The sequence below is a fragment of the Streptomyces sp. NPDC088812 genome, from assembly GCF_044750285.1.
GTDB lineage: Bacteria > Actinomycetota > Actinomycetes > Streptomycetales > Streptomycetaceae > Streptomyces.
On sequence record NZ_JBIVJP010000001.1, the window covers coordinates 777,143 to 803,214 of the forward strand.

The 26,072-nt window shown below is 72.1% G+C and carries 23 protein-coding genes and 4 pseudogenes; 11 read left to right on the forward strand and 16 right to left on the reverse strand.

All coding sequences use genetic code 11. The features are described 5' to 3' along the window. Window positions 1-249: 249 nt before the first annotated feature. A pseudogene (locus ACIP67_RS03215) lies at window positions 250-780 on the forward strand (hypothetical protein); the annotation flags it as partial. A 1-nt stretch (window position 781) separates the two neighbouring features. Further along, on the forward strand, window positions 782-1,090 hold the full coding sequence (locus tag ACIP67_RS03220; RefSeq protein ID WP_401686514.1) for a VWA-like domain-containing protein: 309 nt from the start codon (window positions 782-784) through the stop codon (window positions 1,088-1,090). Between the two features lie 223 nt (window positions 1,091-1,313). Here ACIP67_RS03220 and ACIP67_RS03225 read toward each other — a convergent pair whose 3' ends face one another. Continuing rightward, window positions 1,314-2,390, reverse strand: a complete 1,077-nt coding sequence (locus ACIP67_RS03225) for an NADH:flavin oxidoreductase/NADH oxidase (RefSeq protein ID WP_401686517.1) — start codon at window positions 2,388-2,390, stop codon at window positions 1,314-1,316. A 261-nt stretch (window positions 2,391-2,651) separates the two neighbouring features. After that, entirely contained in the window at window positions 2,652-2,969 is a 318-nt protein-coding gene (locus ACIP67_RS03230) for a hypothetical protein (protein ID WP_401686520.1), read from the reverse strand. 447 nt (window positions 2,970-3,416) lie between these two features. Between ACIP67_RS03230 and ACIP67_RS03235 the strand changes: the two genes are divergently transcribed. Beyond that, entirely contained in the window at window positions 3,417-3,740 is a 324-nt protein-coding gene (locus ACIP67_RS03235; RefSeq protein WP_401686523.1) for an SHOCT domain-containing protein, read from the forward strand. Window positions 3,741-3,945: 205 nt separating this feature from the next. Here the strand turns inward: ACIP67_RS03235 and ACIP67_RS03240 are convergent, their stop codons facing one another. Further along, a complete protein-coding gene (locus tag ACIP67_RS03240; protein ID WP_401686526.1) occupies window positions 3,946-5,784 on the reverse strand; it encodes a glycoside hydrolase family 15 protein in 1,839 nt (612 codons plus the stop codon). Between the two features lie 236 nt (window positions 5,785-6,020). Here ACIP67_RS03240 and ACIP67_RS03245 point away from each other — a divergent pair, with 236 nt between their 5' ends. Next, window positions 6,021-6,359, forward strand: a complete 339-nt coding sequence (locus tag ACIP67_RS03245) for a hypothetical protein (RefSeq protein WP_401686529.1) — start codon at window positions 6,021-6,023, stop codon at window positions 6,357-6,359. A gap of 63 nt (window positions 6,360-6,422) precedes the next feature. On the opposite strand, the gene ACIP67_RS03250 is transcribed toward ACIP67_RS03245, so the two are convergent. Both ACIP67_RS03250 and ACIP67_RS03255 read right to left on the reverse strand, forming a co-directional pair. After that, window positions 6,423-6,860, reverse strand: coding sequence for a DUF6325 family protein (locus ACIP67_RS03250; RefSeq protein WP_401686532.1), 438 nt, complete (start codon window positions 6,858-6,860; stop codon window positions 6,423-6,425). Window positions 6,861-7,033: 173 nt separating this feature from the next. Next, window positions 7,034-7,810: a GAP family protein gene (locus tag ACIP67_RS03255; protein WP_401686534.1), complete on the reverse strand. Its 777-nt coding sequence runs from the start codon at window positions 7,808-7,810 to the stop codon at window positions 7,034-7,036. Window positions 7,811-8,343: 533 nt separating this feature from the next. Between ACIP67_RS03255 and ACIP67_RS03260 the strand changes: the two genes are divergently transcribed. Continuing rightward, on the forward strand, window positions 8,344-9,198 hold the full coding sequence (locus ACIP67_RS03260; RefSeq protein ID WP_401686537.1) for a YhjD/YihY/BrkB family envelope integrity protein: 855 nt from the start codon (window positions 8,344-8,346) through the stop codon (window positions 9,196-9,198). A gap of 75 nt (window positions 9,199-9,273) precedes the next feature. Here the strand turns inward: ACIP67_RS03260 and ACIP67_RS03265 are convergent. Then, window positions 9,274-9,465: pseudogene (locus ACIP67_RS03265) on the reverse strand (DUF2254 family protein); the annotation flags it as partial. 94 nt (window positions 9,466-9,559) lie between these two features. Here ACIP67_RS03265 and ACIP67_RS03270 point away from each other — a divergent pair. Both ACIP67_RS03270 and ACIP67_RS03275 read left to right on the forward strand, forming a co-directional pair. Next, window positions 9,560-10,546 (forward strand): TIGR01777 family oxidoreductase, encoded by a 987-nt coding sequence (locus tag ACIP67_RS03270; RefSeq protein WP_401686540.1) that lies wholly within the window; start codon window positions 9,560-9,562, stop codon window positions 10,544-10,546. 246 nt (window positions 10,547-10,792) lie between these two features. Further along, window positions 10,793-11,377, forward strand: a complete 585-nt coding sequence (locus ACIP67_RS03275) for an exonuclease domain-containing protein (RefSeq protein ID WP_401686543.1) — start codon at window positions 10,793-10,795, stop codon at window positions 11,375-11,377. A gap of 180 nt (window positions 11,378-11,557) precedes the next feature. On the opposite strand, the gene ACIP67_RS03280 is transcribed toward ACIP67_RS03275, so the two are convergent. Beyond that, complete coding sequence (locus ACIP67_RS03280; RefSeq protein WP_401686545.1) at window positions 11,558-11,929, reverse strand: VOC family protein; 372 nt, start codon at window positions 11,927-11,929, stop codon at window positions 11,558-11,560. Window positions 11,930-12,023: 94 nt separating this feature from the next. On the opposite strand from ACIP67_RS03280, the gene ACIP67_RS03285 reads away from it, so the two are divergent. The 4 genes from ACIP67_RS03285 to ACIP67_RS03300 all read left to right on the forward strand — a co-directional run bounded on the left by ACIP67_RS03285 (window position 12,024) and on the right by ACIP67_RS03300 (window position 15,450). After that, on the forward strand, window positions 12,024-12,515 hold the full coding sequence (locus ACIP67_RS03285) for a MarR family winged helix-turn-helix transcriptional regulator (protein ID WP_401686548.1): 492 nt from the start codon (window positions 12,024-12,026) through the stop codon (window positions 12,513-12,515). A gap of 67 nt (window positions 12,516-12,582) precedes the next feature. Beyond that, window positions 12,583-12,891, forward strand: a complete 309-nt coding sequence (locus ACIP67_RS03290) for a hypothetical protein (RefSeq protein ID WP_401686551.1) — start codon at window positions 12,583-12,585, stop codon at window positions 12,889-12,891. Between the two features lie 94 nt (window positions 12,892-12,985). Further along, the gene (locus ACIP67_RS03295; protein WP_401686554.1) at window positions 12,986-13,210 is read left to right on the forward strand and encodes a helix-turn-helix domain-containing protein; all 225 of its coding nucleotides are present in this window, start codon (window positions 12,986-12,988) and stop codon (window positions 13,208-13,210) included. A gap of 590 nt (window positions 13,211-13,800) precedes the next feature. Beyond that, a complete protein-coding gene (locus ACIP67_RS03300; RefSeq protein WP_401686557.1) occupies window positions 13,801-15,450 on the forward strand; it encodes an alpha/beta hydrolase in 1,650 nt (549 codons plus the stop codon). Between the two features lie 189 nt (window positions 15,451-15,639). Here ACIP67_RS03300 and ACIP67_RS03305 read toward each other — a convergent pair whose 3' ends face one another. From ACIP67_RS03305 to ACIP67_RS03345, 9 genes and pseudogenes are all read right to left on the reverse strand, one after another. Then, window positions 15,640-18,183: an ATP-binding protein gene (locus tag ACIP67_RS03305; RefSeq protein ID WP_401686560.1), complete on the reverse strand. Its 2,544-nt coding sequence runs from the start codon at window positions 18,181-18,183 to the stop codon at window positions 15,640-15,642. A 1-nt stretch (window position 18,184) separates the two neighbouring features. Next, window positions 18,185-18,274 (reverse strand): annotated as a pseudogene (locus ACIP67_RS03310) (winged helix-turn-helix domain-containing protein); the annotation flags it as partial. Then, window positions 18,274-19,842, reverse strand: a pseudogene (kdpB, locus tag ACIP67_RS03315) (potassium-transporting ATPase subunit KdpB); the annotation flags it as partial. The pseudogenes kdpB and ACIP67_RS03310, both read right to left, overlap by 1 nt. Before the next feature lie 32 nt (window positions 19,843-19,874). Further along, the gene (gene kdpA / locus ACIP67_RS03320) at window positions 19,875-21,536 is read right to left on the reverse strand and encodes a potassium-transporting ATPase subunit KdpA (protein WP_401686562.1); all 1,662 of its coding nucleotides are present in this window, start codon (window positions 21,534-21,536) and stop codon (window positions 19,875-19,877) included. Window positions 21,537-21,544: 8 nt separating this feature from the next. Continuing rightward, complete coding sequence (gene kdpF, locus ACIP67_RS03325) at window positions 21,545-21,634, reverse strand: K(+)-transporting ATPase subunit F (protein ID WP_037775329.1); 90 nt, start codon at window positions 21,632-21,634, stop codon at window positions 21,545-21,547. 632 nt (window positions 21,635-22,266) lie between these two features. After that, the gene (locus ACIP67_RS03330) at window positions 22,267-23,058 is read right to left on the reverse strand and encodes an ABC transporter permease (RefSeq protein WP_401686565.1); all 792 of its coding nucleotides are present in this window, start codon (window positions 23,056-23,058) and stop codon (window positions 22,267-22,269) included. Beyond that, window positions 23,055-24,041: an ATP-binding cassette domain-containing protein gene (locus ACIP67_RS03335; RefSeq protein WP_401686568.1), complete on the reverse strand. Its 987-nt coding sequence runs from the start codon at window positions 24,039-24,041 to the stop codon at window positions 23,055-23,057. Before ACIP67_RS03335 ends, ACIP67_RS03330 begins: the two co-directional genes overlap by 4 nt. 81 nt (window positions 24,042-24,122) lie before the next feature. Next, complete coding sequence (locus ACIP67_RS03340; protein WP_401686571.1) at window positions 24,123-24,965, reverse strand: DUF4097 family beta strand repeat-containing protein; 843 nt, start codon at window positions 24,963-24,965, stop codon at window positions 24,123-24,125. A gap of 80 nt (window positions 24,966-25,045) precedes the next feature. Further along, window positions 25,046-25,573, reverse strand: a complete 528-nt coding sequence (locus ACIP67_RS03345) for a hypothetical protein (RefSeq protein WP_401686573.1) — start codon at window positions 25,571-25,573, stop codon at window positions 25,046-25,048. Between the last annotated feature and the right edge of the window lie 499 nt (window positions 25,574-26,072).

Genomic DNA, 26,072 nt, shown 5'->3' on the forward strand with positions numbered 1-26,072 from the left:
TCGGTTCACAGTAGTTGACAGGTTATTTGTCTGAAAACGTGTCATTTATCTCGACAATGAATAAGAATGGCTAGATTTTGCGTGCATGATGAAACGGTTTGCCTCTAACGGCTGTCACGGCGGTCGTGCTGGACCGTGTTGCGATGATTAATAGGAATGACACATCATCAGCGTGGTGCTTACGATGTGAGGGATGAAGAACTTCTCCTCGTACGGAATGGGGGAATCGTCCGCGCAAGGTGAGTGCTGATGGCACATCACTTCGCCGACGACATTCCCGCCCGCCTCTCGATGTGGCAGCGCGTGCGCGAGTACGCCGTGCCACTGTCCATGATCGAGTCCGCGACCGCACGGCCTGCGGTCGGTGACTGGGCGGGGGCCTGCGCCGCCGCCCGGATCGACGTCGACTTCGACCTGCGCGCCGTGCGCGACCGCCACGGCACCGATCTCGTGACCCACCTCCGTGCGGACCTGCGCCGGCTGGCGCCGGATCTGCTCCGCTGGCACATGCCCCGGATCGCCCCCGACGGGCGGCTCCGGCCCGGCCTCACCCTCTACCTCGCCCGTTACCGGCTTTCCGCCGCCACGCCGTTGCACCTGGTGGTGCGCACACCGCCGGCCTGGGCGGACGCCGGACAGCGGATGTCCCTGGACCTGTGGGAGGCGTCCGGGAACGGCGCCCCAGGACACCATCCGCACCCGCATCCCGACCGGCGTTTCCGGCTCGACCTGCACCGGCACCTCTGGGACTCCGGGCGCAGCGGCGAACTGGCGCGACCTGGTGTCGGTGATCTCGTGCGACGCGGCGGCCGGGGTCGCCGTCCCGCTCTGCCGTGCCGAGAACATCGAACTCGTCGGGGGCGGGGGAACGGACCTGCGCTCCGGTTTCGCCCGGGCGCTCCGCACCCCGCCCCGCCCGGACGTGATCGTCGCCCTGACGGACGGGCAGACCCCATGGCCCGCCGAGCAGCCGCCCTGCCGCACCGTCGTCGGTCTCTTCCCCCGTTCCGCCCGGGCCGTGGACGAGGAGAACGCCGACTACGTCCCGGACGTCCCACCGCCCTGGGCGCGTGTCGTGACCATCGGCTGAGGAAGCGCGGTGGCGCGTCGTCACCACCCGTTCACCGGGGTCACCTGGGTCACCGGGGGAGGGGCGGCGACCGGCGGCCGGAGCTGCGGTCGCCGGTCGCCGCCCCCTGCGCGGCCGAGGAACTCACCCGCTCCCGCCGGACCGGTGACGACCTGGGGGAAGGAGTCCGCAAGGGGGCCGACGATCCGGGCCGGTGATCAGGCGCCCCTCGAGGGCCGGCCGCTCAGGGGCGCCAGCCGTACTGCGGGGGGATGCGCACGTCGCCGCCGAGCTCGCGCGCCGCGCGCCGGGCCCAGGTGGGCTCGCGCAGCAGCTGACGGCCGATCAGCACCGCGTCGGCGTCGCCGGCGGCGAGGATCTTCTCCGCCTGCTCGGGATCGGTGATCTCGCCGACCGCCGCCACCGGCATGTCCGTCTCGCGCCGGACCCGGCCGGCGAAGGGCACCTGGTAGTTCGGGCCGACCGGGATGGTGACCCGGGCCGCGTTGCCGCCGGTGGAGACGTCCATGAGATCCACACCGTGCTCGGTGAGGACACGGGCGAGGGCGATGGTCTCGTCGGGGGTCCAGCCGTCCTCCTCCAGCCAGTCGGTGGCCGAGATACGGAAGAACAGCGGCAGGTCGTCCGGCCAGACCTCGCGGACGGCGTCGACGACCTCGACGGCGAACCGGATGCGGTTGTCGAAACTGCCGCCGTAGGCGTCGGTGCGGCGGTTGCTGTGCGGGGAGAGGAAGTTGCCGATCAGGTAGCCGTGGGCGCCGTGCACCTCGATCACCTGGAAGCCGGCGGCGAGGGCGAGGCGGGCGGAGGCGCGCCACCGGTAGACGATCTCGTGGATCTCCTCGACGGTCAGTTCGTCCGGGACCTTCAGGCCCGGGTACGGCTCGGCGCTCGGACCGACCGGCTGCCAGCCGTGCTCGTCCGGGCCGACCGGACGGTCCCCGTCCCAGGGCCGGCTGGTGGACGCCTTGCGGCCCGCGTGGGCGAGCTGGATGCCGGGGACCGTGCCCTGGCTCTTGAGGAAGTCGGTGATCCGGCGCAGCCCCCCGGCCTGCGTCTCGTTCCACAGCCCCAGGTCGTACGGGGATATCCGGCCCTCGGGCGAGATGCCGGTGGCCTCCAGGATGATCAGCCCGGTGCCGCCCGCCGCGCGTGCTCCGTAGTGCTGGAAGTGCCAGTCCGTGGCCACGCCTTCCGCGAGGCCCGTGGGAGCGGCGGAATACATGCACATCGGGGGCATCCACACCCGGTTGGGAATGGTCACGGAACGCAGCGTGCAGGGCTCGAACAGGGAACTCAAGTGGATCTCCGGGCAGTTGGGGGGCGAGCGGCGCGGAGGGACCGGTCACCCGGTTCCTTCGCGGTCGCTGCTCTTGCGTGCGGCGATAATATCGCAGCGCATATACCTTCGCTCACAATATACCGCGTAAGCAAGTAGTTGGCCGTGCTGCTCGTCGGGCGGAACTCGGCCGGAGGGGGACGCTCCACGAGGCCGGGTGGTCCCGGGGGCCGAGGGCAGGGACCACCCGGCCGGTGTGGACGTGCCGTCTTTCGCGGGGCGCTAGAAGTTCTGCACGCCGACCCAGTTGACGTGGAAGCCCCACTCCTGGGCCTCCTCCACGGTGAGGGGGGCGGCACGCTCGATCCTCTTGAGGTAGACGCGGAAGCCGGAGTGGGTCGGCGAATACACCGCGGAAGAACCGGTCACGGTCCAGTGGGTGCCGTTCCCGCCCAGCGAGAGGACGTACACCGGTGTGCCGAAGGAGGCGCTGAACCCCGCCGACGACGTGTCGACGTCCAGGTAGATTCCCCCTCCGGCCTCGTACTTCTGCCAGCCCTGACCCGACCGGGTCCTGCCCGCACCCGTGATGCTCGGCATCTCTCCTCCTGGTTGTCCGTGCGGTCAAAACGGTGAGGTCACGCTACGAGCAGAAGATGTACATATGTGCTTTCATCCGGCCAAACACGTCGAACAGGTGATGCTGTGGCACGGCCGTCCCGACGCGCGCCGCTCGCGGGGTCGGGTCCTGAGGACCCGCGTACGCCCCCCTTCGGGACGGGGAGTCCCTGGCCCACCCCACCGAACACCGCGACACCACCCTCCGGGCGTGGAGGGCCGAACGTGCGGGCCGTTCGGTCGAGTGCTGCAATGGCTGGTGAAAGGGCTGTCCGGACGTCCGGGCGGGGAACAGCCGGTGCCCGGGCCGCCGCGGTAAGGGGCGCGACTCGACGCCGCCCCCAGGCGGATCCGCGTCCACCTGGGAAGGCGCGCACGCGTCACGGCGCCGCGCACCCTCGCAGTGACCACATGGGGAGATGAGCGAGCATGCCAGGACTCCTTCGCGGTGTCGCCCGCACCGCAGCGATCGCGGGCACGGCCACCGCGGTGTCGAACCGCGTCTCGCGGCGCCAGGCGGGCCGGTGGGCCCAGCAGGACTACGAACAGCAGCTCATGACGCAGCCGGCGGCCGACGCTCCTTCCGGCCGCCCGTCGCAGCCCGCGGCCGACACCGCTCCCGCCGCGTCACAGACTGCCGCCGACGACATGACCGGCAAGATCGACCAGCTGAAGCAACTCGCCGATCTCAAGGCGCAAGGCGTTCTCACCGACGAGGAGTTCGAGGCCCAGAAGCGCCGGGTGCTCGGCTGAGCGGAGGCGCGGCGACAGGGCCGTGACGGAGGGCCGTGACGGAACGGGGGCCGGCCGCGGCGCGGAGAACCGGTCCGCGGCCGGAGGCGGCGGACCGGCTGCGGCTGCGTGATCTGCTGCGCGACCGGTGCTATCCCCCTGGGCTGGCTGGGCTGTGGGCTGGCTGGGCGGGGGGCGTACCCGGCCCGGTGCCCGGCGACGGGACTCACCTGCGGTCGAGAGCCGTGTCCAGGGTGATGGCCGCGTCGATGAGGGCGAGATGGGTGAACGCCTGCGGGAAGTTGCCCAGTTGACGGCCCGTGGGGTCGATCTCCTCGGAGTACAGGCCCAGATGGTTGGCGTATCCCATCATCTTCTCGAACACCAGCCTGGCCCTGTCGAGGCGTCCCGCCCGCGCCAGGGCGTCGACGTACATGAACGTGCACAGCGAGAACGTTCCCTCCGAGCCGCGCAGGCCGTCGGGAGACGCCTCGGGGTTGTACCGGTAGACCAGGCTGTCGCTGACCAGCTCCTGCTCCATGGCGTCCAGGGTCGTCGTCCACATCGGGTCCTGCGGGGTGATGAACCCGACCGTCGCCATGCGCAGCAGCGAGGAGTCCAGCACGTCACTGCCGTAGTGCTGGACGAAGGCCTGACGTCCCTCGCTCCATCCCTTGGCCATGATCTGGTCGTAGATCTCGTCCCGTGCGCGGCGCCAGCGCTCGGTCGAGGCGGGCCTGCCGTTGGCCTCGGCGAGCCGCAGGGCACGGTCGAACGCCGCCCAGGACATCACCCGGCCGTAGGTGAAGTGCTTGCGGCCGCCACGCGTCTCCCACAAACCCTCCCCGGCCTGGTCCCAGTGGTCCACCAGCCAGTCGAGGTTGGTGGACAGCGACCCCCATCCCCGGTGCCCCACCTGGATCCCGTGCTGGTGCGCGAAGTAGATGCTGTCCAGCGCCTCTCCGTAGATGTCCAACTGGATCTGGTCGGCGGCGCCGTTGCCGATCCGGACCGGCGCGGAACCCGCATAGCCCTCCCAGTGGCCGAGAAGCTGCTCGTCCAGTTCGGAGGAGCCGTCGACCCTGTACATGATGTTGAGCGGACCGCTGTCGCCGTCGCTGCCCGCCCGCTCCCTGACCCGGTTGCTCAGCCACTGGATGAACGCCTGGGCCTCCTCGGTGAATCCCAGCCCCAGCAGGGCGTACACGGAGAAGGACGCGTCACGGATCCAGGTGAAGCGGTAGTCCCAGTTGCGTTCGCCGCCCAGTTGCTCGGGAAGTGCCGCCGTCGGGGCGGCCACCAGGGCGCCGCTGGGCGCGTACGTCATGAGCTTCAGGGTGATCGCCGAGCGCTCCACCGTCTCGCGCCAACGCCCCGAGTACTGAGACTGCCCCAGCCAGGACCGCCAGAACGTACGGCTGTGGTCGAAGAGCCGCTGGTACTCGGCGAGCCGGATCTGCCGGGGCGGTCCGTCGGCGTCCGATTCGAGGACCAGCCCGCGTTGCCGGCCCGCCTCGAGGGTCAGCGTGAAGTGCAGGTCGTCCTGCCGGTCCGTGAGGATGTCCAGCAGCCGGTCGTCGTCCGGCTCGCGGATGCCGTGCACGGTGAGCCGTGTGCCGTCGTCCGCCTCGAACACCGCCCCGTGCTCGGAGAGGTGCAGCCGATGGGACAGCCGTCCGTAGTCGAAGCGCGGGGCTATCTCGATCTCGAACGTCATGCTCCCGCGCACACAGCGGACCATCCGGACCAGCTGGTGCCTGCCCGTGACCGTCGTGCCCGTCACGGGCATGAAGTCGAGAACCTCCCCGGCGCCCGCCTCGGTCATGAACCGGGTGACCAGGATCGCCGTGTCCGGCAGGTACAGCTGTTTGGTGGCGTAGGTCGCGCTCCTCGGCCGGACGGTGCAGTGGCCGCCGTTGTCCTTGTCCAGCAGCGCGCCGAACACGCTGGGGGAGTCGAAGCGCGGCAGACACAGCCAGTCGACGGTCCCGTCGGTGGTGACGAGCGCCGCGGTCTGCAAGTCGCCGAGGAGACCGTGGTTCTCGATGAGCGGGTAGTCCTTCATGAAGGCTTGCCCTTCTCTTGCCGTCCACCCCAAGGCACCCATTCAGCCTAAGGAGACGATCTGTGTTCGGCGCGTCGAGGCGGTCGGCGGCCCACGTGCCGCCGTGCGCGCCGGGAGACCCGGCTCGGGCCGGTCCCGGTGGGGGAACGGACGGCGGGCGGACTCGGCCGCTTTGACGGATATTGGTGCCCGGACGACGTTCCGGCCGGCCCACCGGCCGTGGCACAGGAGGCCTGATGTCCGTTTCACCGTCGTGGAGCGCCCTGGCGGGCGTCGTCGTGCTCGGCGCGACGTTGACCGCGTGTGGACAGGGGGAGGCGCTGGGCACGATCGACACGCGCAACGCGAAGAAAGAACTGGTCGAGACCATCTCGAACCCACGGGTGGACGGGTGCCACCGTTTCCGTGCGGGGGTGACCCACGTCGCCAACTACACGGTGAACGACCTCGTCCTCTACCCGACGGCGGACTGCACGGAGCCACCGGGCGGGCAGAGCACCTACCTGGGCACCCAGCTGGCGGACACCGTGGCCCCCTCCCAGGGCACGTGGCGCAGTTTCACCATCGTCCACTGACGCGTCGCCCGTCGCCCGCCGCCCGTCGCCCGTCCGGCGGGCGACGGCTCGTTCCCGGCCGCGTCATGCCCCGGCGTCGGCCGACTCCAGCGACGCCAGCAGGTCCTGGACCGGGATGCGGCCGCCGGCCACCATCTGCGCACCGCTGCGCCGCAGCGCACGGGCCAGGGGAGCGGCCCACGCGTTCTCGTACACGACGACCGCGGCGGAGTTGCCGGGTTGCAGCGCCGCGCCGGCCTCGTCCAGGTCACCCTGGTCGAGCAGTCCGGAGGAGGCGCCCGCGAACACGGTCAGGCCGAGTTCGTCCCCGACCTCCTGCAACTCCAGCGCGGTGACCGAGCCGTCGGCGTCCTTGCGGACGAAGACGAGGTCGATGAGGCGGATGATGCCGCGCTCGACGAGGTCGACGAGGAGAGGAAGGCCCTCGCCCGTCATACGGTTCCCGGGGAACTCGACGATCAGGTAGTCGACGGGTCCCATTTCCTCGAGTTCCTCAGTCATGACCACTCCTCGGCAGCGGGCGTCGGCCGAGTGCCCCGAGGCCCGATGCGAAGGGCCTGAGGGCGACAGCGCGCGCCGTGCGAACGGAGGCGGACAGCCCCCCCAGCCATTGCAGCACCGCGGGGAGGGGACCGCACGTTCGTGGGTGCCGGCGAGGAACGGGTGCCGGCACGTCAACCGGTCAGCTCGTAGAGGCTCTTCCCCACCAGCCACAGGCCGATCACCAGACTGCCGACCACGATCGCCCGCTCCTGGTGCCGCTCCATCCACATGCGCATGTCGAGCAGCCGGCGCCCGGCCCGGGCGGGGGCGAGGACCACGTACAGCTCGGCGGCGAGCAGAGTCGCCGTGGCGAGCACGCAGAAGGAGAAGAGCGCCAGCCACGTCGAGAGGTGGGAGGTGTCGGCTTCCACGACGGTCAGGGCGCCCGCGGCCACGAGACCCCACGGCTGAAGCAGTACGGCCAGCCCCGCCGCCGCACCGGGCGAGCCGCGATCCATGTGCTCACCCAGGGGCGCGGACGACCCGCGGTGCGACGAGGCGACCGGCCCGGTCGGGTCCGGTCCGGACGGGGCCGTGGCGGTCGGGTCCGGTCCGGACGGGTTCGGGCCCGGCGAGTGCGGTTGCGGTGCCGCGGGGGCGACCCCGCCCGGCGTTCGTTCGCGGACGGCCCGTCGGCGCCGGTATCCGGCGTAGAGCACCAGCGACACGCCGATCACCAGTTTCGCCACGAGGGCCGCGGCGGACGGAGGCGACCGGGGAGGTGGGGGCTGGCCCCCGGTCAGCGACAGGACCAGGGCGATCACCGCGACGAAGCACGCCAGCCATCCCAGGATGAAGGCGAGCCCCTTCCACACACCCCGTGCCGACGCCACCACCAGGACGAATGCCATGACGGGCAGCGGGTCGAGAGTGATGGCCAGGGCGATGAGCAGCAGGTCGAAGACCATGTCGATATCCCGTCGTGCACGGACGGGTCGAGCCTATGCACGGGGGTGATCCACCGCACGTCCGGTCCGCCCATCGTGCGTCCGTTCGCCTTGTGCGTCCGTTCGCCCACCGCGCGTTGGACCCGCCCATAGCGCGCTCGGTCCGCCCCCCGCGTCGGATCCTCCCATCGCCCATCGCCCATCGCCCATCGCCCATCGCCCATCGCCCATCGCGCGTCCGCTCCGCCCGCCCGCCCGCCCGCCGGCGGCGTCGGCGGGCGGCATCGCCGGGTGCCACGGACTCCGCCTTCGCCCACCCTGGAACTGGGAGAGGAGCACTCGATGGAGACGTCCGCACAGGGCCCGTCGGTGGCCGGGACGCGGTCGAGGTGCCCAGGCACCTCGACCGCCGGCGGCTGATGCCGCCCGGGAACGCCGGGAACGCCGGCAACGGCCTAGGACGACCGCCCGGCCCGCCCGGCGGGGCGAAGCGCGCGCCCGGCACGCGTCGCCGGACCCGCTCCGTGACGCGTGCGTCCTGGTGGCGTGGCCGGATGCGTGAGCTGGCTGCCCGGGCCATGGCCTTCCACGCCCGTCTCGAGACCCGGCTGCCGGTGATCACGCGGCTCGTGGACCGCATGGTGGCGGTGAACATCCTCGATTCCGCCACCCGTCTGGCGGCCCAGTGCTTCCTGACCGCGGTGCCGTTGCTCTTCGTCGTCGGCGCGTACGCTCCGACGGCGGTGCAGGAACAGCTCGTCGCCTCGGTGAGTGCCGTCTTCGGCCTGACCGGGGACGCGAAAGCGCAATTGCAGCAGGCGTTCCAGCCCCCGAACGACGATCTCCAGCAGGCCACCGGCGTGGTCGGCGGACTGATGGTGCTGCTCTCGGCCACCGCCGTGAGCCGCGCGATGCAACGGCTCTGCAAGCGGGCCTGGGCGATACCCCGGGCCGGGACACGCGTCGCTCCCTGGCGGTGGCTGGCCTGGATCGTCCTCTGGCTCGGGGTCCTGCTCCTCCAGGGGCCGCTGCGCGACGGGTTCGGCCTGGGACTGTGGCTGGGCGTGCCGATCGTCCTCGTGACCCAGACGGTTCTGTGGTGGTGGACGCAGCACCTCCTGCTGGGCGGACTCGTCCGCTGGGCACCCCTTCTGCCGGGTGCCGTCATCACGGCGGTCGCGGTCGCCGGCCTGTCCGTCACCGCGCACTTCTACATGCCCCGGGCCCTCGGCCGCGCGCTGGCCGACTACGGGTCCGCGGGTTCGGTCTTCGTCCTGCTCTCCTGGCTGATCGTGGTGTGCGTGGCCATCGCCGTCGGCGTCACCACGGGTGCCGTGCTGTCCGGGGAACCCTTCCTGGCGGGCCGCCTCGGCACCCCGGCGTCTCAGAACGGCAGGCGGCTGTGCTGAACGGCGTGGGGGTGGCACGCGGGTCGTCGAACGGGTCAGACCGCAGCCACGCCCCGCGGCGTCCACGCGGACGTACTGCTGCGACAGGCCGGCCGCGGCGGCGGCCCGGAGGTGCTGCTCCAGGCAGTTCAACACCTGGACGGCCGTCGTCGGGTCGTCGACGGCGGGGGAAAGGGCTTTGATGGCGATGTCGACCAGGACCCCGACGGCGAAGGCGGGGTCCTGGTCGACCGTCCGCTCCTGCCCCAGGGCGATGAGCTCGCGCACGGCCCGCGCCGGCGGAACGCGCCCCCCGACTCCCTACTTGAACATGTTCAAAAAAGAGGGCTACGCTGATGCCGAGCGGAGCCGAGGGGGTTCGATGAAGGTAGTGCTGCCCGGGGGAACCGGACAGGTGGGCAGGATTCTCGACCGTGCGCTGACGGCGGCCGGCCACGAGGTCACGGTCGTGACCCGGCGTCCCGTGCGGGCGCACGACATCGGCTGGGACGGGGCCTCGCTCGGCCGCTGGGCCGCGGCGATCGACGGCTGCGACGTCGTGATCAACCTGGCCGGACGCAGCGTCTCCTGCCGCTACACCGCCGAGAACCTGCGGGCCATGATGGACTCCCGGGTTGATTCGGCGAGGGTGGTCGGCGAGGCGGTCGCCGCCGCCGCGCGGCCACCCCGCGTGTGGCTGCAGATGAGTACGGCGACGGTCTACGCCCACCGTTTCGACGCGGCGCACGACGAGGCGACCGGAGTGATCGGCGGCTCGGAGCCCGGGGTGCCGGACCACTGGGCGTACAGCGTGCGGATCGCGCAGAACTGGGAGCGGGCGCAGGCCGAGGCGCCGACCCCCGCGACCCGCAAGGTGGCGCTGCGCTCGGCGATGGTCATGAGCCCGGACCGCGGCGGTGTGTTCGACGTGCTGTCGAGGCTGGCGCGGCTCGGGCTGGGCGGCCCGGTGGCCGGCGGCGCGCAGTACGTCTCGTGGATCCATGACGAGGACTTCGTGCGCGCGGTGGAGTTCCTGATCGCCCGGGACGACATCGAGGGACCGGTGAACCTCGCCTCGCCCGGCCCCCTTCCGTACCGCGACTTCATGCGGGCGCTGCGCACGGCCTGGGGCGTCCCGGTGGGGCTGCCGGCGACGCGCTGGATGGCCGAGCTGGGGGCGTTCGCGCTGCGCTCGGAGACGGAGCTGCTGCTCAAGAGCCGTCGGGTGGTGCCGGGCCGGCTGCGCGCGGCCGGGTTCGCCTTCGCGTACCCCGAGTGGGGGAGGGCCGCCACGGCCCTGGTGCAGCGGACCGGGCCGGTTCGCGGGGCATCGGGCCGGGGCGGTGCGTCGAGCGGCCCCGCCGTGTAGACGACCGCGAGAAGCGGACCGGAGGCGGTTCTTCTCCGGCCCGGCCTCGCTCCGACACGAGGGCCGCCGGGCCTTCAGCCGGTGTTCTCGATGCCCGGCCGTGGAGGTGGGTACGGCTGGTTGATCTGGTGGTGGTGGGGCTGACGGGACGGCTCGGCGGTACCGCCGCGAGTGCGGTGATCCGTTGTCGCAGGCGGCCCCGGAAACCACGTGCTCCTGATGCTGCGCCTCCCTACGCTTCCCGCCATGGACAGCACCTGGGCCGAGGGCCTCGTCAACGTCGTGGACGTCGAAGCGACCTGCTGGGCCGGTTCCCCGCCGCCCGGCCAGGTCGGCGAGATCATCGAGATCGGGCTGACCGTCATCGACCTGGACGCCGGCGAGCGCCTCGCCCGGCACCGGATCCTGGTGAGGCCCGTCCGGTCCACGGTCAGCGAGTTCTGCACCGAGCTGACCGGCCTCACCCGACACGAGGTCGACCAGGGGGTCACCTTCGCCGAGGCGTGCCGACTACTGGCGGCCGAGCACCGCGCGGGCGCCCGGCCGTGGGTCAGTTGGGGCGACTACGACCGCCACCAGTTCACACGGCAGTGTCGGGCCACACGGACGCCCTACCCCTTCGGCCGCCACCACACCAACGCCAAGGCTGTCTTCACCGAGGCATACGGTCTACGCAAACGCCCCGGCATGGCACAGGCCCTGGAGATCGCCGGGAGGCGGCTCGAAGGCCGTCACCACCGGGGCGAGGACGACGCATGGAACATCGCGGCCCTCGTGCTTCACCTCTCCGAACGGGGCGTCTGGCCGACCTCGGTGGAACATCCCGCCTGACGCACCGCCCGGCTCGAAGGACGTCCCGCCCGAGGCGCACGGCCCGCCCGATCCCGCCCACGCCGGCGTCCTCCGGGTCCCGTTCCTGGCGCACGCGGGCGGGGGCGAACCCTTCCGGGAAGCGCGGGCTCGCCGCGAGACGGAACGGGCCGCGGGGCGTGAGGACGACAGCTGTAACGGTCAGCCCCCGTGCACGGTGAGCCGGTAGCCCTCGGGGCCGCTGAAGGAGAACGTCGGCCCGAACGGGCTGTCCTGCAGCGGGGTGACGTCGGGCGTGCCCGCCGCCACGAGCTGCTCGCGCAGTGCGTCGGCGTCCGTGGTGCGCAGCCACAGCGCCACGCCCAGACCGGGGCGCGCGGCGCCGTCCAGGTCGGTGTCCGGCAGTGGCTCGCGGACGGCGAAGGGGACCGGGCTGGTGGCGAAGACGACCGCGTGGGGCGGTGAGACGGGGGCCCGTCGCAGCCCGAGGCGCTCTTCGAAGAAGGCGGCCGCGGCGGGCACGTCCTTCACCTGCAGGGCGATGAAGTCGGGACCTTCGACGGTGGCGGGCATGGTTCCTCCAGGGTGGGCGCATCCGGAATCGATGTCAGGACTTTGACATCAGTGGACGGTAGGCGCCGGCCCTCCCTTATGTCAAAATGCTGACATGGAACACCGTGCGCGCGTGCCCGCGCCCCACCCCGCCGAGGACATCACCGAGCACGTGGGATACCGCCTCAAACGTGCCTCGGCCGCCCTGCGCGGCGCCATGGACAAGGCCCTGCGCGCGTACGACCTCACCGTCCCGCAGTACTCCTGCCTCGAACTCCTCGACGAACAGCCCGGCCTGTCCAACGCCGACCTGGCCCGCGGCACCTTCGTCACCCGGCAGTCGGCCAATGTCGTCCTGCGCGGACTCAAGGACGCCGGACTGATCAGTCGGCCGGCCGCCACCGACCACGGCCGCGCCCTGCCCGTCCACCTCACCCCCGCCGGACGGCAGCGCCTGCACGCCGCCCGCGGCGCCGTCTACGCCGTCGAGGAGCGCATGATCGGATCCATCCCCGCGCGGCGGCTGACGGCTCTCCTGGCCGACCTCGACGCCATGGCCGAGGCGCTCGACGAGCGGCCGGAACCCCCGGGTGCCGTCGAGTCGTGAAGCCCCCGCCGGCGCAGGTGAGTTGCCGATTTCATAGGTGCCTGCACAACTGATTATGATCTTGGTCATGTCTGTGCAGAACTCTGACAAGACCCTGTCCCGCAAACAGAGGCTCCAGGAGAAGCAGCGCCGTCAGCTGGCGGTGGTCGACACCGTGGACAAGGCCGAGGCGAAGGTCCGCAAGGCGGAGGTCGAACTGGCGGTGGCCGTCACCGAGGCCGTGCAGGTGTTCGGCGACGAGCAGTCCGCGTCCGAGGGGCTCGACATGCCGCTCGAAGCGGTCCGGCGCTTTCTCGTCATGGCACAGGGCGAAGCGGCCACCGCCGACAGCGTCGCCACCGCCGACAGCGTCGCCGGGGCCGACGGCGCACCCTGAACTCGGCGTCACGGCGTCCTGGTTCTGTGGCTTTTCCTCTGCCGGGGGTAGATGACGATCACATCTGGACGTCGATCGCCGAAGGAGGCGCCTCATGAACAAGGGCAAACAGATCACAGGTGCGGCCCGCGAGGAACTGGCGCGGGAGATGAAGAAGCAGTACGCCGACGGTCTGTCCATACGGGCCATCGCCGAGGCGCACGGACGGTCGTACGGTTTCGTCCACCGTGTGCTCACCGAGGCGGACGTCCCCCTGCGCAGCCGAGGCGGGGACCGTCCGCACCGACGGCTCGAAGAGGCCCACCGTCCACGACGGTGAGGACGGCTCCTCCCGCGCGGGGAACGGCCGGCCTCCGCGGGTCGATCGGGTAGCCGACGGCCTGGGCGGAAGGCATGGCGGTGACGTGGACGCCACGCCCGCGTGACGCCGTCCGCCGTCCCCCGCATGCCGGGCGATCGCCCCGACCCGGCCGATCGCCCGACCCGGCCGATCGCCCGACCCGGCCGATCCGGCCGCCGTCCGGCCGTCGCGCCGGTCCGGCCCGCGCCCCGGCCGCCCAGCCGCGAGTCCCGCCCGCGCGTCCGCCCGGAGCCCGGTCGCCCGCGTCCGGATCCCCGTACGCGTACCGCTCGGCCGGCACGGCGCCGTCCGCCTGCCCGCGGAGGAGTGAGCGCCGGGCCCCCGTCCCGCGCCCGCTCCCCGGGGCGGGGGTCGTCCGGAGACGACCGAGGCGCGGACAGATCGTGTCCCTCCCCTCACGCCAACGGCCGAGCCGGCCCGACCGGCACGGGTTCACCCGTCCGGCCCCGGCCGCTCGTGTGCCGTGCCGGGGCGCGGTGGGGTGAGCGCGGGTGCCGTCGGTATCCGTGACCTGACCGCAGCCGGGCGCCCGGCCCGGAGGAGGACACATGCGCATATCCGGACCGACAGCGGGCCGTAGGGGACGGGCAGCCGCGGTCATCGCCGTCGTACTGAGCTGCTCGGCGGCGCTGACCGGACCGCACCTCGCCGCGGCGGACGGCGTTCCGGCGCCCACGACGCCGGCCCCCGCGTTGAACTGGCGGCCCTGCCCTCAGGACCGGCACTTCGACTGCGCGACCGCGAAGGTTCCGCTGGACCACGCCGACCCGCGCGGGCGCGCCATCGACCTGTCCGTCGTCAGACGCAAGGCCACCCGGCCCGGGAGGCGCATCGGCACCCTGTTCTTCAACCCCGGCGGCCCCGGCGGGCCGGGAACGGTCCAGATGCCGCAGAACTACGCACGCTTCCCGCAGGAGGTGCGGGAGCGGTTCGACATCGTCAGCTGGGACCCGCGCGGTGTCGGCAACAGCACGGCCGTGAACTGCTTCGCGACCCCCCAGGAGGCCCAGGCCTGGATCGCCGGGAAGCCCGCCGGATTCCCGGTCGGCGCACGGCAGCGGGACACCTGGGTCGCCGCGTACCGGGAACTGGGCCGCCGCTGCGCGCAGCGCGACCCCGCGCTCCTGCGCCATGTGTCGACCGCCGACTCCGCCCTCGACCTCGACCGGCTCCGCCGGGCGGTGGGCGAACCGAAGCTCACCTACCTGGGGATCTCCTACGGAACGATCCTCGGCGCCACCTACGCCGGACTCTTCCCCGGGAAGATCCGTGCCCTGGTCCTCGACAGCAACATCGCCCCGTCGGCGTGGACGGGCCGGGCCGGCGACGCCACCCGTCTTCCGACCTTCCTACGCATGGGCTCGGACCGCACCGCGGCGGCGACCCTGGACCGGTTCCTCACCCTGTGCGGGGCCACCACCACGGCGGGCTGTGTCTTCTCGGCCGGCGGTCCGGACACGACCCGGGACAAGTTCGACCGGCTGATGGGGCGCCTGCGGGAACGTCCGGTCGGCACCTGGACCTACGCCCGGACCGTGGCGGACACGGTCAACGGTCTCTACCTCGTCCACCCCGGATGGACGGAACTCGCCGCCCGGCTCCAGGCGTTGTGGGAAGGCCGCGTCCCAGGGCCCTCCGCACCCCTGACCACGCCCCCGGTCCCCGCCCCGTACACCGGCGACGAGCAGGCAGCCGCCGTGTTCTGCGGCGACAGCCCCAATCCACGCGACCCCGGTCTCTTCCACGCCCTGGAGGAGGCCGGCGCCGGGGGCGACGCCGGACGCCACTGGACCTGGGCGGCGGAGCCGTGCGCCACCTGGCCCACCACGGCCGCCCACCGGTACACCGGTCCGTGGGACAAGCCGACGGCCCACCCCGTCCTGGTGGTCGGCACCGTCCACGACCCCTCGACGCCCTACTCGAACGCGCAGGCCATGGCCGAGGAGCTGGCCGACGCCCGCCTGCTCACCAACACCGGATACGGACACACCGCACTGCTCAACCCCAGCAGCTGCGTCAACGCCCACGTGAGCCGCTACCTCGTGGACGGCACTCTCCCACCGCCCGGAACCACGTGCGCACAGGACAAGGCCCCCTTCGCCGCCCCCAAGCCCCGCGGCGGCATCGACGCCGGCGGCGGCGGGACGGCCGGGCCCGTCCCGAACCGTCCACGGCCCAGCGGCCCGAGCACCCGCTGACACAGGGAGAGCCGGAGCCGGGACCGCGCCACCCGGTGCCGAACCGCCGGGGTGCGGGCCCTCGGGACGTGGCCGCTGCCGGGGTGCGGGCCCTCGGGACGTGGCCGCTGCCGGGGTGCGGGCCCTCGGGACGTGGCCGCCGCCGGGGTGCGGGCCCTCGGGACGTGGCCGCCGCCCGGGCGCGGGCCCTCAGGACGTGGCCGCCGCCGGCAGGTCCGGCTGCTCCGGCCGCCGCCGCGGTGTCGTCCGTACGGAGAGCACCATGGTGAGCCCACCGCCGGGCGTGTCCTCGGCGTGCAGGGTGCCGCCGATTGCCTCGGTGAAGCCGCGCGCCACCGCGAGACCGAGGCCGACGCCGACACCGCGGGGCGCGTCCCCGTAGCGCTGGAACGGTTCGAAGATACGGTCCTTGGCGTCGTCCGGCACGCCGGGCCCCCGGTCGACGACGCGCAGCTCGACCCGGTCGGCGAGGGCGCTCGCCGACACCAGGACCGTCCCGCCCGGCGGGCTGTACTTGACGGCGTTCTCGACGACGTTGGCGACCGCCCGCTCCAGCAGCCCCCGGTCGACGTGAACCATGGGCAGCGTCTCGGGGATGTCCAGGTCCACGCTCTCCTCGGGCACCCCGCCGAGCGCCATGGGCACGACCTCGTCGAGGTCGGTCTCGCGGAAGACCGGGGCGACCGTGCCGGTGTGCAGACGGGACATGTCCAGCAGGTTGCCGACCAGGTGGTCGAGCCGGTCGGCGCCCTCGTCGATGGCCCCGAGCAGATCCGCCCGGTCCTGTTCGGACCACTCGACGTCGTCGGAGCGCAGTGAGGACACCGCGGCCTTGATCCCGGCGAGCGGGGTGCGCAGGTCGTGGCTGACGGCGGCGAGCAGCGCGGTCCGCATGCGGTTCCCCTCGGCCAGTTCCCGGGCCCGGTCGGCCTCGTCGCGCAGGCGCCGGCGGTCCAGGACCACGGCGGCCTGCGCGGCGAAGGCGGCCAGTACCCGGCGGTCGGCGGCGGGCAGCACCCGGCCGCGCAGCGACAGGGCCATGTGGTCACCGACCGGAACGTCGACGTCCGCGTCCTCCGGGACCTTGGCGGGCCGGGCGCCCACGCTGCCGGCGCAGGTCCAGGGAGCCGTCTCACCGGTCCGCTCCAGCAGCGCCGCCGACTCCATGCCGAAGGTCTCGCGGACCCGCTCCAGCAGCGCCTCCAGCGTGGTCTCCCCCCGCAGGACGTTCCCCGCGAGGAAGGCGAGGATCTCCGACTCGGCCCGCAGCCGCGCCGCCTGGTCGGTGCGCCGGGCCGCCAGGTCCACCACCGAGGCCACCGACACGGCGACCCCGACGAAGACCGCGATGGCGACGATGTTCGTCGGGTCGGCGATCGTCAGGGTGCGCACGGGCGGGCTGAAGTACCAGTTGAGCAGCAGCGAGCCCACCACCGCGGACGCCAGCGCCGGGAAGAGCCCGCCCAGCAGGGCCGCCGCCACCGTCAGCGCCAGGAACAGCAGCATGTCGTTGGCGAGGCCGACGTCCGGCACGGCGCCGGTGAGGACCCCGGTGAGCAGGACGGGGCCGAGCACACCGACGAGCCAGCCCCCCACGACCCGGGACCGGCCCAGGCGTGCCCCGCGCGCCACCGGCAGCCCGCGGCCCTGGCCCACCGCGTCGTGCGTCACGAGATGGACGTCGAGATCGGGACCGGACTCGCGGGCGACCGTGGCACCGACCCCCGGTCCGAGGACGTACTGCCAGCCCCTGCGGCGGGAGGCGCCCAGCACTATCTGGGTGGCGTTGGCACCCCGGGCGAAGTCGAGCAGGGCGGCCGGGACGTCGTCGCCGACGACGTGGTGGAAGGTGCCGCCGAGGTCCTCGACCAGGGTGCGCTGGACGGCCAGTTCCTTCGGCGAGGCGGCGGTGAGGCCGTCGCTGCGGGAGATGTAGACGGCCATGACCTCGCCGCCGGCGCCCTTCTCCGCCAGGCGGACGGCGCGTCGTATCAGCGTCCGGCCCTCGGGGCCCCCGGTCAGGCCGACCACGATCCGCTCCCGCGAGCCCCAGATGGCCGACACGTGGTGCTCGTCGCGGTACTCGTTCAGGTACTCGTCGACCCGGTCGGCCACCCACAGCAGCGCCAGCTCCCGCAGGGCGGTCAGGTTCCCGGGCCGGAAGTAGTGGGACAGGGCCGCGTCGACCTTGTTCGGCCGGTAGACGTTCCCGTGGGCCATACGGCGGCGCAGGGCCTCCGGGGACATGTCGACCAGCTCGATCTGGTCGGCGCGCCGCACGATCTCGTCGGGGACGGTCTCGCGCTGCCGCACCCCCGTGATCGACTCCACCACGTCGCCCAGCGACTCCAGGTGCTGGATGTTCACGGTGGAGACGACGTCGATGCCGGCGGCGAGCAGCTCCTCCACGTCCTGCCAGCGCTTGGCGTTGCGGGAGCCCGGGACGTTGGTGTGGGCGAGCTCGTCGACCAGGGCGACGGCGGGGGAGCGCCGCAGGACGGCGTCCACGTCCATCTCGGTGAAGGTGCCGCCCCGGTACGCGATCTCCCGGCGCGGGATCTGTTCCAGGCCGTGCAGCATCACCTCGGTGCGCGGCCGCTGGTGGTGCTCCACGAACGCGGCCACGCAGTCGGTGCCCCGCTCCACCCGGCGGTGCGCCTCCGACAGCATCGCGTACGTCTTGCCGACGCCGGGCGCCGCACCGAGGAAGATCCTGAGCCTGCCGCGTGCCATGTCATCCCTCGAAGCGGTAGCCCATGCCGGGCTCGGTGATCAGATAGCGGGGGTGGGAGGGGTCCGTCTCCAGTTTGCGGCGCAACTGGGCTCGCGTTGGATCAGCGCCATCTTGTCCTCGGGGGTGGCCTCCGCGAGGAAGTCGTCGACGCCGGCCTCCTCGGCGATCGCCCTGGCCGTCAGCGGGTTGTCGCCCGTGATCATGACGGTCTTGATGCCCATGCGGCGCAGCTCCTCGAACCGCTCGCGCATGCCCTCCTTGACGACGTCCTTCAGATGGACGACACCCAGGACGCGGGCGCCCCGCTCGTCGTCCGCCGCGACCAGCAGCGGAGTACCGCCCGCCGCGGCGATCCGGTCGGCCGTCCGGCCCGCGTCCCCGTCGGCCTCGCCGCCCCGCTCCTCCACCCAGGCGGTGACGGAGGCCGTGGCGCCCTTGCGGACCTTGCGCCCGTCGACGTCCACCCCGGACATCCGGGTCTGGGCGGTGAACCCGATCCACTCGGCGTGCGCGAGCTCTCCCCGATGGCGCTCACGCAGCCCGTACCGCTCCTTCGCCAGGACGACGACGGAGCGGCCCTCGGGCGTCTCGTCGGCCAGCGAGGAGAGCTGGGCCGCGTCCGCGAGCTCCGCCTCCGTCGTGCCGCGCACCGGTACGAACTCGGCGGCCCGGCGGTTGCCGAGGGTGATCGTGCCGGTCTTGTCGAGGAGCAGGGTCGACACGTCGCCCGCCGCTTCGACGGCCCTGCCGGACATGGCCAGGACGTTGCGCTGCACCAGACGGTCCATGCCCGCGATACCGATCGCCGACAGCAGCGCGCCGATGGTGGTCGGGATCAGGCACACCAGCAGGGCGACCAGCACCACCATCGACAGGTGCGTGCCGGCGTACCGCGCGAAGGGCGGCAGCGTGGCGCACGCGAGGAGGAAGACGATGGTCAGCGACGCCAGCAGGATGTTCAGTGCGATCTCGTTCGGCGTCTTCTGCCGGGCCGCCCCCTCGACGAGGCTGATCATCCGGTCGATGAACGTCTCGCCGGGCTTCGTCGTGATCGTGACGACGATCCGGTCGGACAGGACCTTCGTGCCGCCGGTGACCGCCGAGCGGTCGCCTCCCGACTCACGGATGACCGGCGCCGACTCGCCGGTGACCGCCGACTCGTCGACGGACGCGACGCCCTCGACGACGTCACCGTCACCGGGGATGACGTCCCCGGCCTCGCAGACCACCCGGTCGCCGATCCTCAGCTCGGTGCCGGGGACCCGCTCCTGCGAGCCGTCGCCGCGCAGCCGGCGGGCGACCGTGTCCGTCCTGGCCCTGCGCAGGGTGTCGGCCTGAGCCTTGCCGCGGCCCTCGGCGACCGCCTCCGCCAGGTTGGCGAAGACGACGGTCAGCCACAGCCAGGCGCTGATGGTCCAGCCGAACCAGTCACCCGGGTCGGCGAAGGAGAACACGGTCGTCAGGACCGAGCCGACCCACACCACGAACATCACGGGCGACTTGACCATCACCCGGGGGTCGAGTTTGCGCACCGCCTCCGGCAGGTACCTGATCAGCTGCCCGGGGGCGAAGAGGCCCGCCCCGACGCGGCCCTCGGCGGAGGTGCGCCCGGCGGGGGCGTCGCCGTGCGGCGCCCGGGCGGGAGTGACTGTGGACATGGAGCCCTCTGGATTCTCGGTACGGGTGGCCATCACGCCAACCCCTCGGCGAGCGGGCCCAGGGCCAGCGCCGGGAAGTAGGTCAGACCGGTGACGATCAGGACCGCGCCCACCAACAGGCCGGTGAACAGCGGCTTCTCGGTGCGCAGCGTGCCCGCGGTGACCGGGACCGGCCGCTGCTCGGCGAGCGAGCCGGCCAGTGCCAGGACGAACACCATCGGCAGGAAGCGGCCGAACAGCATCGCCAGCCCGGTCGCGGTGTTGTACCAGTCGGTGTTGACGTTCAGACCGGCGAAGGCCGAGCCGTTGTTGTTGGACGCGGAGGTGAACGCGTACAGCACTTCCGAGAAGCCGTGCGCGCCGGGATTGAGCATCGAGTGGGGCGGGGTCGGCAGCGCCATGGACGCCGCCGTGAAGACCAGGACCAGGGCCGGCGTGACCAGCAGGTAGCAGGCCGCCGGCTTCATCTCCCGCGCGCCGATCTTCTTGCCCAGGTACTCGGGCGTGCGCCCGACCATCAGGCCGGCGACGAACACCGCGACGACCGCCATGATCAGCATGCCGTAGAGGCCGGATCCGGTGCCGCCGGGCGCGATCTCGCCCAGCATCATGCCGAGCATCGTGAGGCCGCCGCCCAGGCCGGTGAAGGACGAGTGGAAGGAGTTCACCGCGCCGGTCGAGGTGAGCGTGGTCGACACCGCGAAGATCGACGAGGAGCCGATCCCGAAGCGGACCTCCTTGCCCTCCATGGCCCCGCCCGCCAGCTGGAGCGCCGGGCCGTGGTGGGCGAACTCGGTCCACATCATCAGGGCGACGAAGCCCGCCCAGAGGGTGGCCATCGTGGCGAGGATCGCGTATCCCTGCCGCACGGAACCGACCATCACACCGAAGGTGCGGGTCAGCGAGAACGGGATCACCAGGATCAGGAAGATCTCGAAGAGGTTCGTGAAGGGCGTCGGGTTCTCGAACGGGTGAGCGCTGTTGGCGTTGAAGTAGCCGCCGCCGTTGGTGCCCAGCTCCTTGATGGCCTCCTGCGAGGCGACCGCGCCGCCGTTCCACTGCTGCGAGCCGCCCATGAACTGGCCGACCTCGTGGATGCCGGAGAAGTTCTGCAACGCGCCGCAGGCCACCAGCACGAGGGCGGCGATCGCCGCGCCCGGCACCAGGATCCGCAGGGTGCCGCGCACCAGGTCGGACCAGAAATTGCCGAGTTCACCGGTGCGTGAGCGTGCGAAGCCGCGTACCAGTGCCACGGCGACGGCCATGCCGACGGCCGCGGAGACGAAGTTCTGCACGGCCAGACCGGCGGTCTGCACGAGGTGACCCATGGTCTGCTCGCCGTAGTAGGACTGCCAGTTGGTGTTGGTCACGAAGGAGACGGCCGTGTTGAACGACTGCGCCGGTCCGACCGAGGAGAAGCCGAGCGAGCCGGACAGCACGCCCTGGAGCCGCTGGAGCAGGTAGAGGAAGAGGACACCGACGGCCGAGAAGGCGAGGACACCGCGCAGGTACGCGGGCCAGCGCAGCTCGGCATCGGGGTCGGCACCGATGCCCTGGTAGATCCACTTCTCGACACGCAGGTGTCTCTTCGAGGAGTAGACCCGGGCCATGTGGTTGCCGAGGGGAACGTGGACGAGCGCCAGCGCGCCCGTCAGGGCGAGCAACTGGAGCACGCCGGCCGGTACGGGACCCATGTCTGCTCTCAGAACCTCTCCGGGAAGATCAGGGCGAGGACGAGATAGCCCAGCAGGGCGACGGCCACGACCAGGCCGACGGTGTTCTCGGCGGTCACAGCTTCGTCACCCCCTTGGCGGCCAGAGCCACCAGCGCGAATCCCGCGATGATGGTGACGACGAAAGCCAGATCGGCCATCGCGAACTCCTGGAACGAGGTGCGTCGGAAACGGACGCTTAGAGGAGAACGCCTCCGCGGCCTGACCAGGTCGCCCCTTGACGGTTCTCTTACGGCGGCGTCCTCGTCCTTGACGGGTCCCTTACGGCACCTGATCCGGGCCGGCGAGCGGGCCCTGCGACGGCGGGGTGACCGGCCTCACAGCGACCGATGCGATCCGGTCACCGTCAGCCCTGCCACGCGGCGGTGGCCATGGCCCCGATCAGTGCTGTGGCCCCGGCACCCGCGAGCGCCGTCAACGGCTCGGCCAGCATCCGCCCCTTGCTCTCGGTCGACCGCGCGGGAGGGATTTCCCCGTCTCAAGAACGACATCGGCGCCCGGAGATCACCTCGGGCCCCGGGCCGGGGCGGCGATACCGCTCCGGGGCGTTGGACGCACCGGTGCCGGGCCGGTCGAGCGGCGGAGAACACGCCGACGGGGCGGCGTACGCCGACACGGTGCCGGAGTACGCCGCCCCGGAGTGGGACGCGCCGTGGGCCGCGGCCCACGAACCGCTGACCGGTCCGCTCCCGCTACTTCGGGTCGCGGTGGAACAGCGACGTGGACCAGAGGGAGCCGAGCAGGGTGAGGCCCACGCTCCAGGCGATCGCGAGCCATCCGTTGTGGCCGATCTCGGTGCCGAGCAGCAGCCCGCGCAGGGTCTCGATGGCGGGTGTGAACGGCTGGTACTCGGCGATCGGCCGGAACCAGCCCGGCATCGCGTCGACCGGGACGAAGGCGCTGGAGATGAGCGGCAGGAGGATCAGCGGCTGTGCACTGTTGGCGGCGGCCTCGGCGTTCGGGCTGGCCAGGCCCATGCCGACCGCGATCCAGGTGAGCGCCAGGGCGAACAGCGTGAGCAGCCCGAACGCCGCGATCCACTCCAGGGCGGTGGCGTCCGTGGACCGGAAGCCGATCGCCACGGCGACGGCACCCACCAGGACCACACTCATGATCGACTGGAGCACGCTGGCGGCGACGTGCCCGACGAGCACGGAGCCGCGGTGGATGGCCATGGTGCGGAAGCGGGCGATGATGCCCTCGCTCATGTCCATGGCGACGGACACCGCGGTGCCGACCGTGGTGCCGCCGATCGTCATCATCAGGACGCCGGGCACGATGTAGGCGACGTACTCGGAGCGGTCCGCCCCGCCGCCCCCGATGCCGGCGCTCATCACGCCGCCGAAGACGTAGACGAAGAGCAGCAGCAGCATCACCGGCGTGAGCAGCACGTTCAGCGTCAGGGACGGATAGCGCCGGGCGTGCAGGAGGTTGCGGCGCAGCATCGTGGACGAGTCGCGGACGGCCAGGGAAAAGGTGCTCATCGGGCGGACTCCTCGGGCTGGGCGGGGACCTTGGTGCTGCCGGTGAGGGCGAAGAACACGTCGTCGAGGTCGGGGGTGTGCACGGTGAGCTCGTCCGCCTCGATGCCGGCCGAGTCCAGCCGGTCGAGGAGGGAGCGCAGTGCGCGCTGGCTGCCGTCGCTGGGGATCTGGAGCGCCAGTGCCTCGTCGTCCGGGGCGGCCCGGTGCAAGGCGGAGGCGGCGGACCGGTAGGCGTCGGGGTCGGTGAAGCGGAGCCGGACGTGTCCGCCGGGGACGATCCGCTTGAGTTCCTCGGCGGTGCCCTCGGCGGCGATCGTGCCGTCGTGGAGGACGGCGATGCGGTCGGCGAGTTCGTCGGCCTCCTCCAGGTACTGGGTGGTGAGGAAGACGGTGACCCCGTCGGAGACCAGTTCGCGGATGATCTGCCACATGGTGTGGCGGCTGCGGGGGTCGAGGCCGGTGGTGGGCTCGTCGAGGAAGATGATCCGCGGGGTGCCGACCAGGGTCATGGCGATGTCGAGGCGGCGCTTCATGCCGCCGGAGTAGCCGGCGGCGGGCTTCTTCGCGGCTTCCACCAGGTCGAAGCGCTCCAGCAGTTCGGCGGTGACCCGGCGCCCCTCGCGCCGGGGCAGGTGGTGCAGGTCCGCCATGAGGAGCATGTTCTCCTCGCCGGTGATCAGTCCGTCGACGGCGGAGAACTGCCCGGTGACGCCGATCGCGGCCCGCACCCCGTCCGCTGACGTGGCGATGTCGTGGCCCGCGACCTGGGCCTGTCCGCCGTCGGCGGTGACGAGGGTGGAGAGGATCTTGACGGCGGTGGTCTTGCCGGCGCCGTTCGGCCCGAGCAGCGCGAACACGGACCCGGCCGGGATGCGCAGATCGATGCCGTCGAGGACGGTCTTGTCGCCGTACGACTTGCGCAGACCGAGGGCGGAGATGGCGGCCGGCGGCGGGTGACCGTCACTCCGTCTGGGCGTGGGCATGACAGAAGAAGGCATGGGCTCCTCCGGGTGAGAGGGCTGAAGTGGCTGGGGGAGTGAGGGGGGAGGCCGGTTCTTCCGGGCTCAGGCCTTGGCGCGGCGGACGTGGATGTTGCCGTACCGGGTGAGGGCGCGGACCTCGACGGTGTCCTCGGTCTTCTCCGGGGTCTTTGACGCGGTGAGCGTGTTGCGCACCTGCCCGGAGCCCGAGCGGACGTCGAGCCAGGCGGCCGTGCCCTCGCGGACGCCGACGTCGATGGCGCCGTAGGAGGTCTCCAGCCGGACGGTGCCGCGGGCCACTTCGTCCACGCGCAGGGCGCCGTGGGCGGTGATGGCGGTGACCGAGTCCTCGGCGCGCCGGATCTCGATGTCGCCGTTGGCGCCGCGCACCCGCAGCTCGCCGGTCGCGGCGCCGACGGTCGTGGTGCCGTGCGAGTTCTTCAGGACGGCGGGGCCGTCGACGAGGCCGACGCGCAGGCTGCCGGAGCTGGTGGTGATCTCGGCCGTGCCCTCGACCCGGTCCACGGTGATCGAGCCGTGCGACGCGGTCAGCTTCAGTGGGCCGGTCGTGTCGAGGCGGACGTCGCCGGACGAGGTCTTCACGCGGACCTCGCCGAGCCGGCCCTCGCCGAGCACCTGGGCCCAGGCGCCGGTCATGTCGATGTGCGAGCCCGTGGGCAGTTCGATCGTCACGTCGACGGTGCCGGTGCGGCCGAACAGGTGGGACTTGGGCGTCCTGACGGTCAGTGCGCCGTTCGCGTACGTGACCTCGGTCTGGTCGGCCGCCCGTACGTCCTGGTCCCGCTGCGGGTCGCGGGGCCGCACGTCGACGACGGTGTCGTGGCGGTCGCCCGCGGTGAACTGGATGGAACCGGCCTCCACGTGCGCCGTGGCCGAGATCGGTTCGGGAGTGTCGAAAGAAGGCATGGCTGTACCGTCCTCTTGGGTCTTCCGGACGTCCCCGCAGGGGGGCGTGGTGTGGGTGAGGCGATGTGGGCGAGGCGCGGCTAGCGCACCCAGCCCGTGAAGCTCTGTCCGAGGGTCTGGGTCTTCTCCGTCGTGCGCGGCCGGGTGCCGCCGCCGACCGCCGCCGACACGGCGCGCACGAGCCACGCGTTGACCGACAGGCCCTCGCGGGTCGCGGCCTCCTCGGCGAGGGCCTTGAGGTGGGCCGGCAGGCGCAGGTTGACGCGGGCGGTGCCGCCCTCGTCAGCGTCGGCCGGGGCCGGGGTTATGAACGGTTCGGCCGGCGCGACCGGCGCGGTCGGCTCCCTGGGGCAGCCGTCGTCGGTGGGGGGCGGTGTCACCACGAAGTCGGGGTCGAGCCCGCGCAGCCGTACGTCGACCGAGCCGGGGGCGAGTTCGCGGGTGATCTCGTTCATCGCGGCGGAGAGCACGTCGAGCATGGTCAGCCGGGTCGCCGACTCCAGGGGAGCGGTGAGCCTCTCGGCCAGCTCGCGGGCGTCGTCACCGCCGGCTTCAGCGGCCACCGCGAGTTCGCGACGCAGGGTGTCGACGTAGGGCGTGAGGTCCATGACGCCATCATGGTGCCATAGTGGCGTCATGCGCAAGCCGTTAGCGGGCATCTCTGGGGGCAGGCGCCTGGCGTGGCCCTTCTGGCCTGCGGAAATATTGTGTCGTCCACCTGAATGACTGTGGTGCCGTGCATGCTCAGTTGCCCTCAGGGGCGCCGTATGGTGCCGGGTGGTGCCAACGTGTGCCATCTGGTGCCATGTGGTGCCGCGCGATGATGTCGGAGGGTGGCCCCGCCTCGCGGTCCGTCGACGCTCGACGCGTTCACTCCCGCCGGTCGCGGCAGCAACCGGTCGTGGCCGGGAATCATCGGCAGCTGCCGTGCTGCCCTCGGGGTGCGATCCGCCACGGCGCGGGGGCCGTCGTCGCCGGCGTCCCGGTCGCCGGCGTCCCGGTCACCGGCGTCCCGGTCACCGGGCCTCAGGCCCACTGTGCGAGCGCTGCCGCCTGCTGTAGGGGCTTGCCGTGCGGACATCACGCTCCCCCGCACAGGTGAACCTG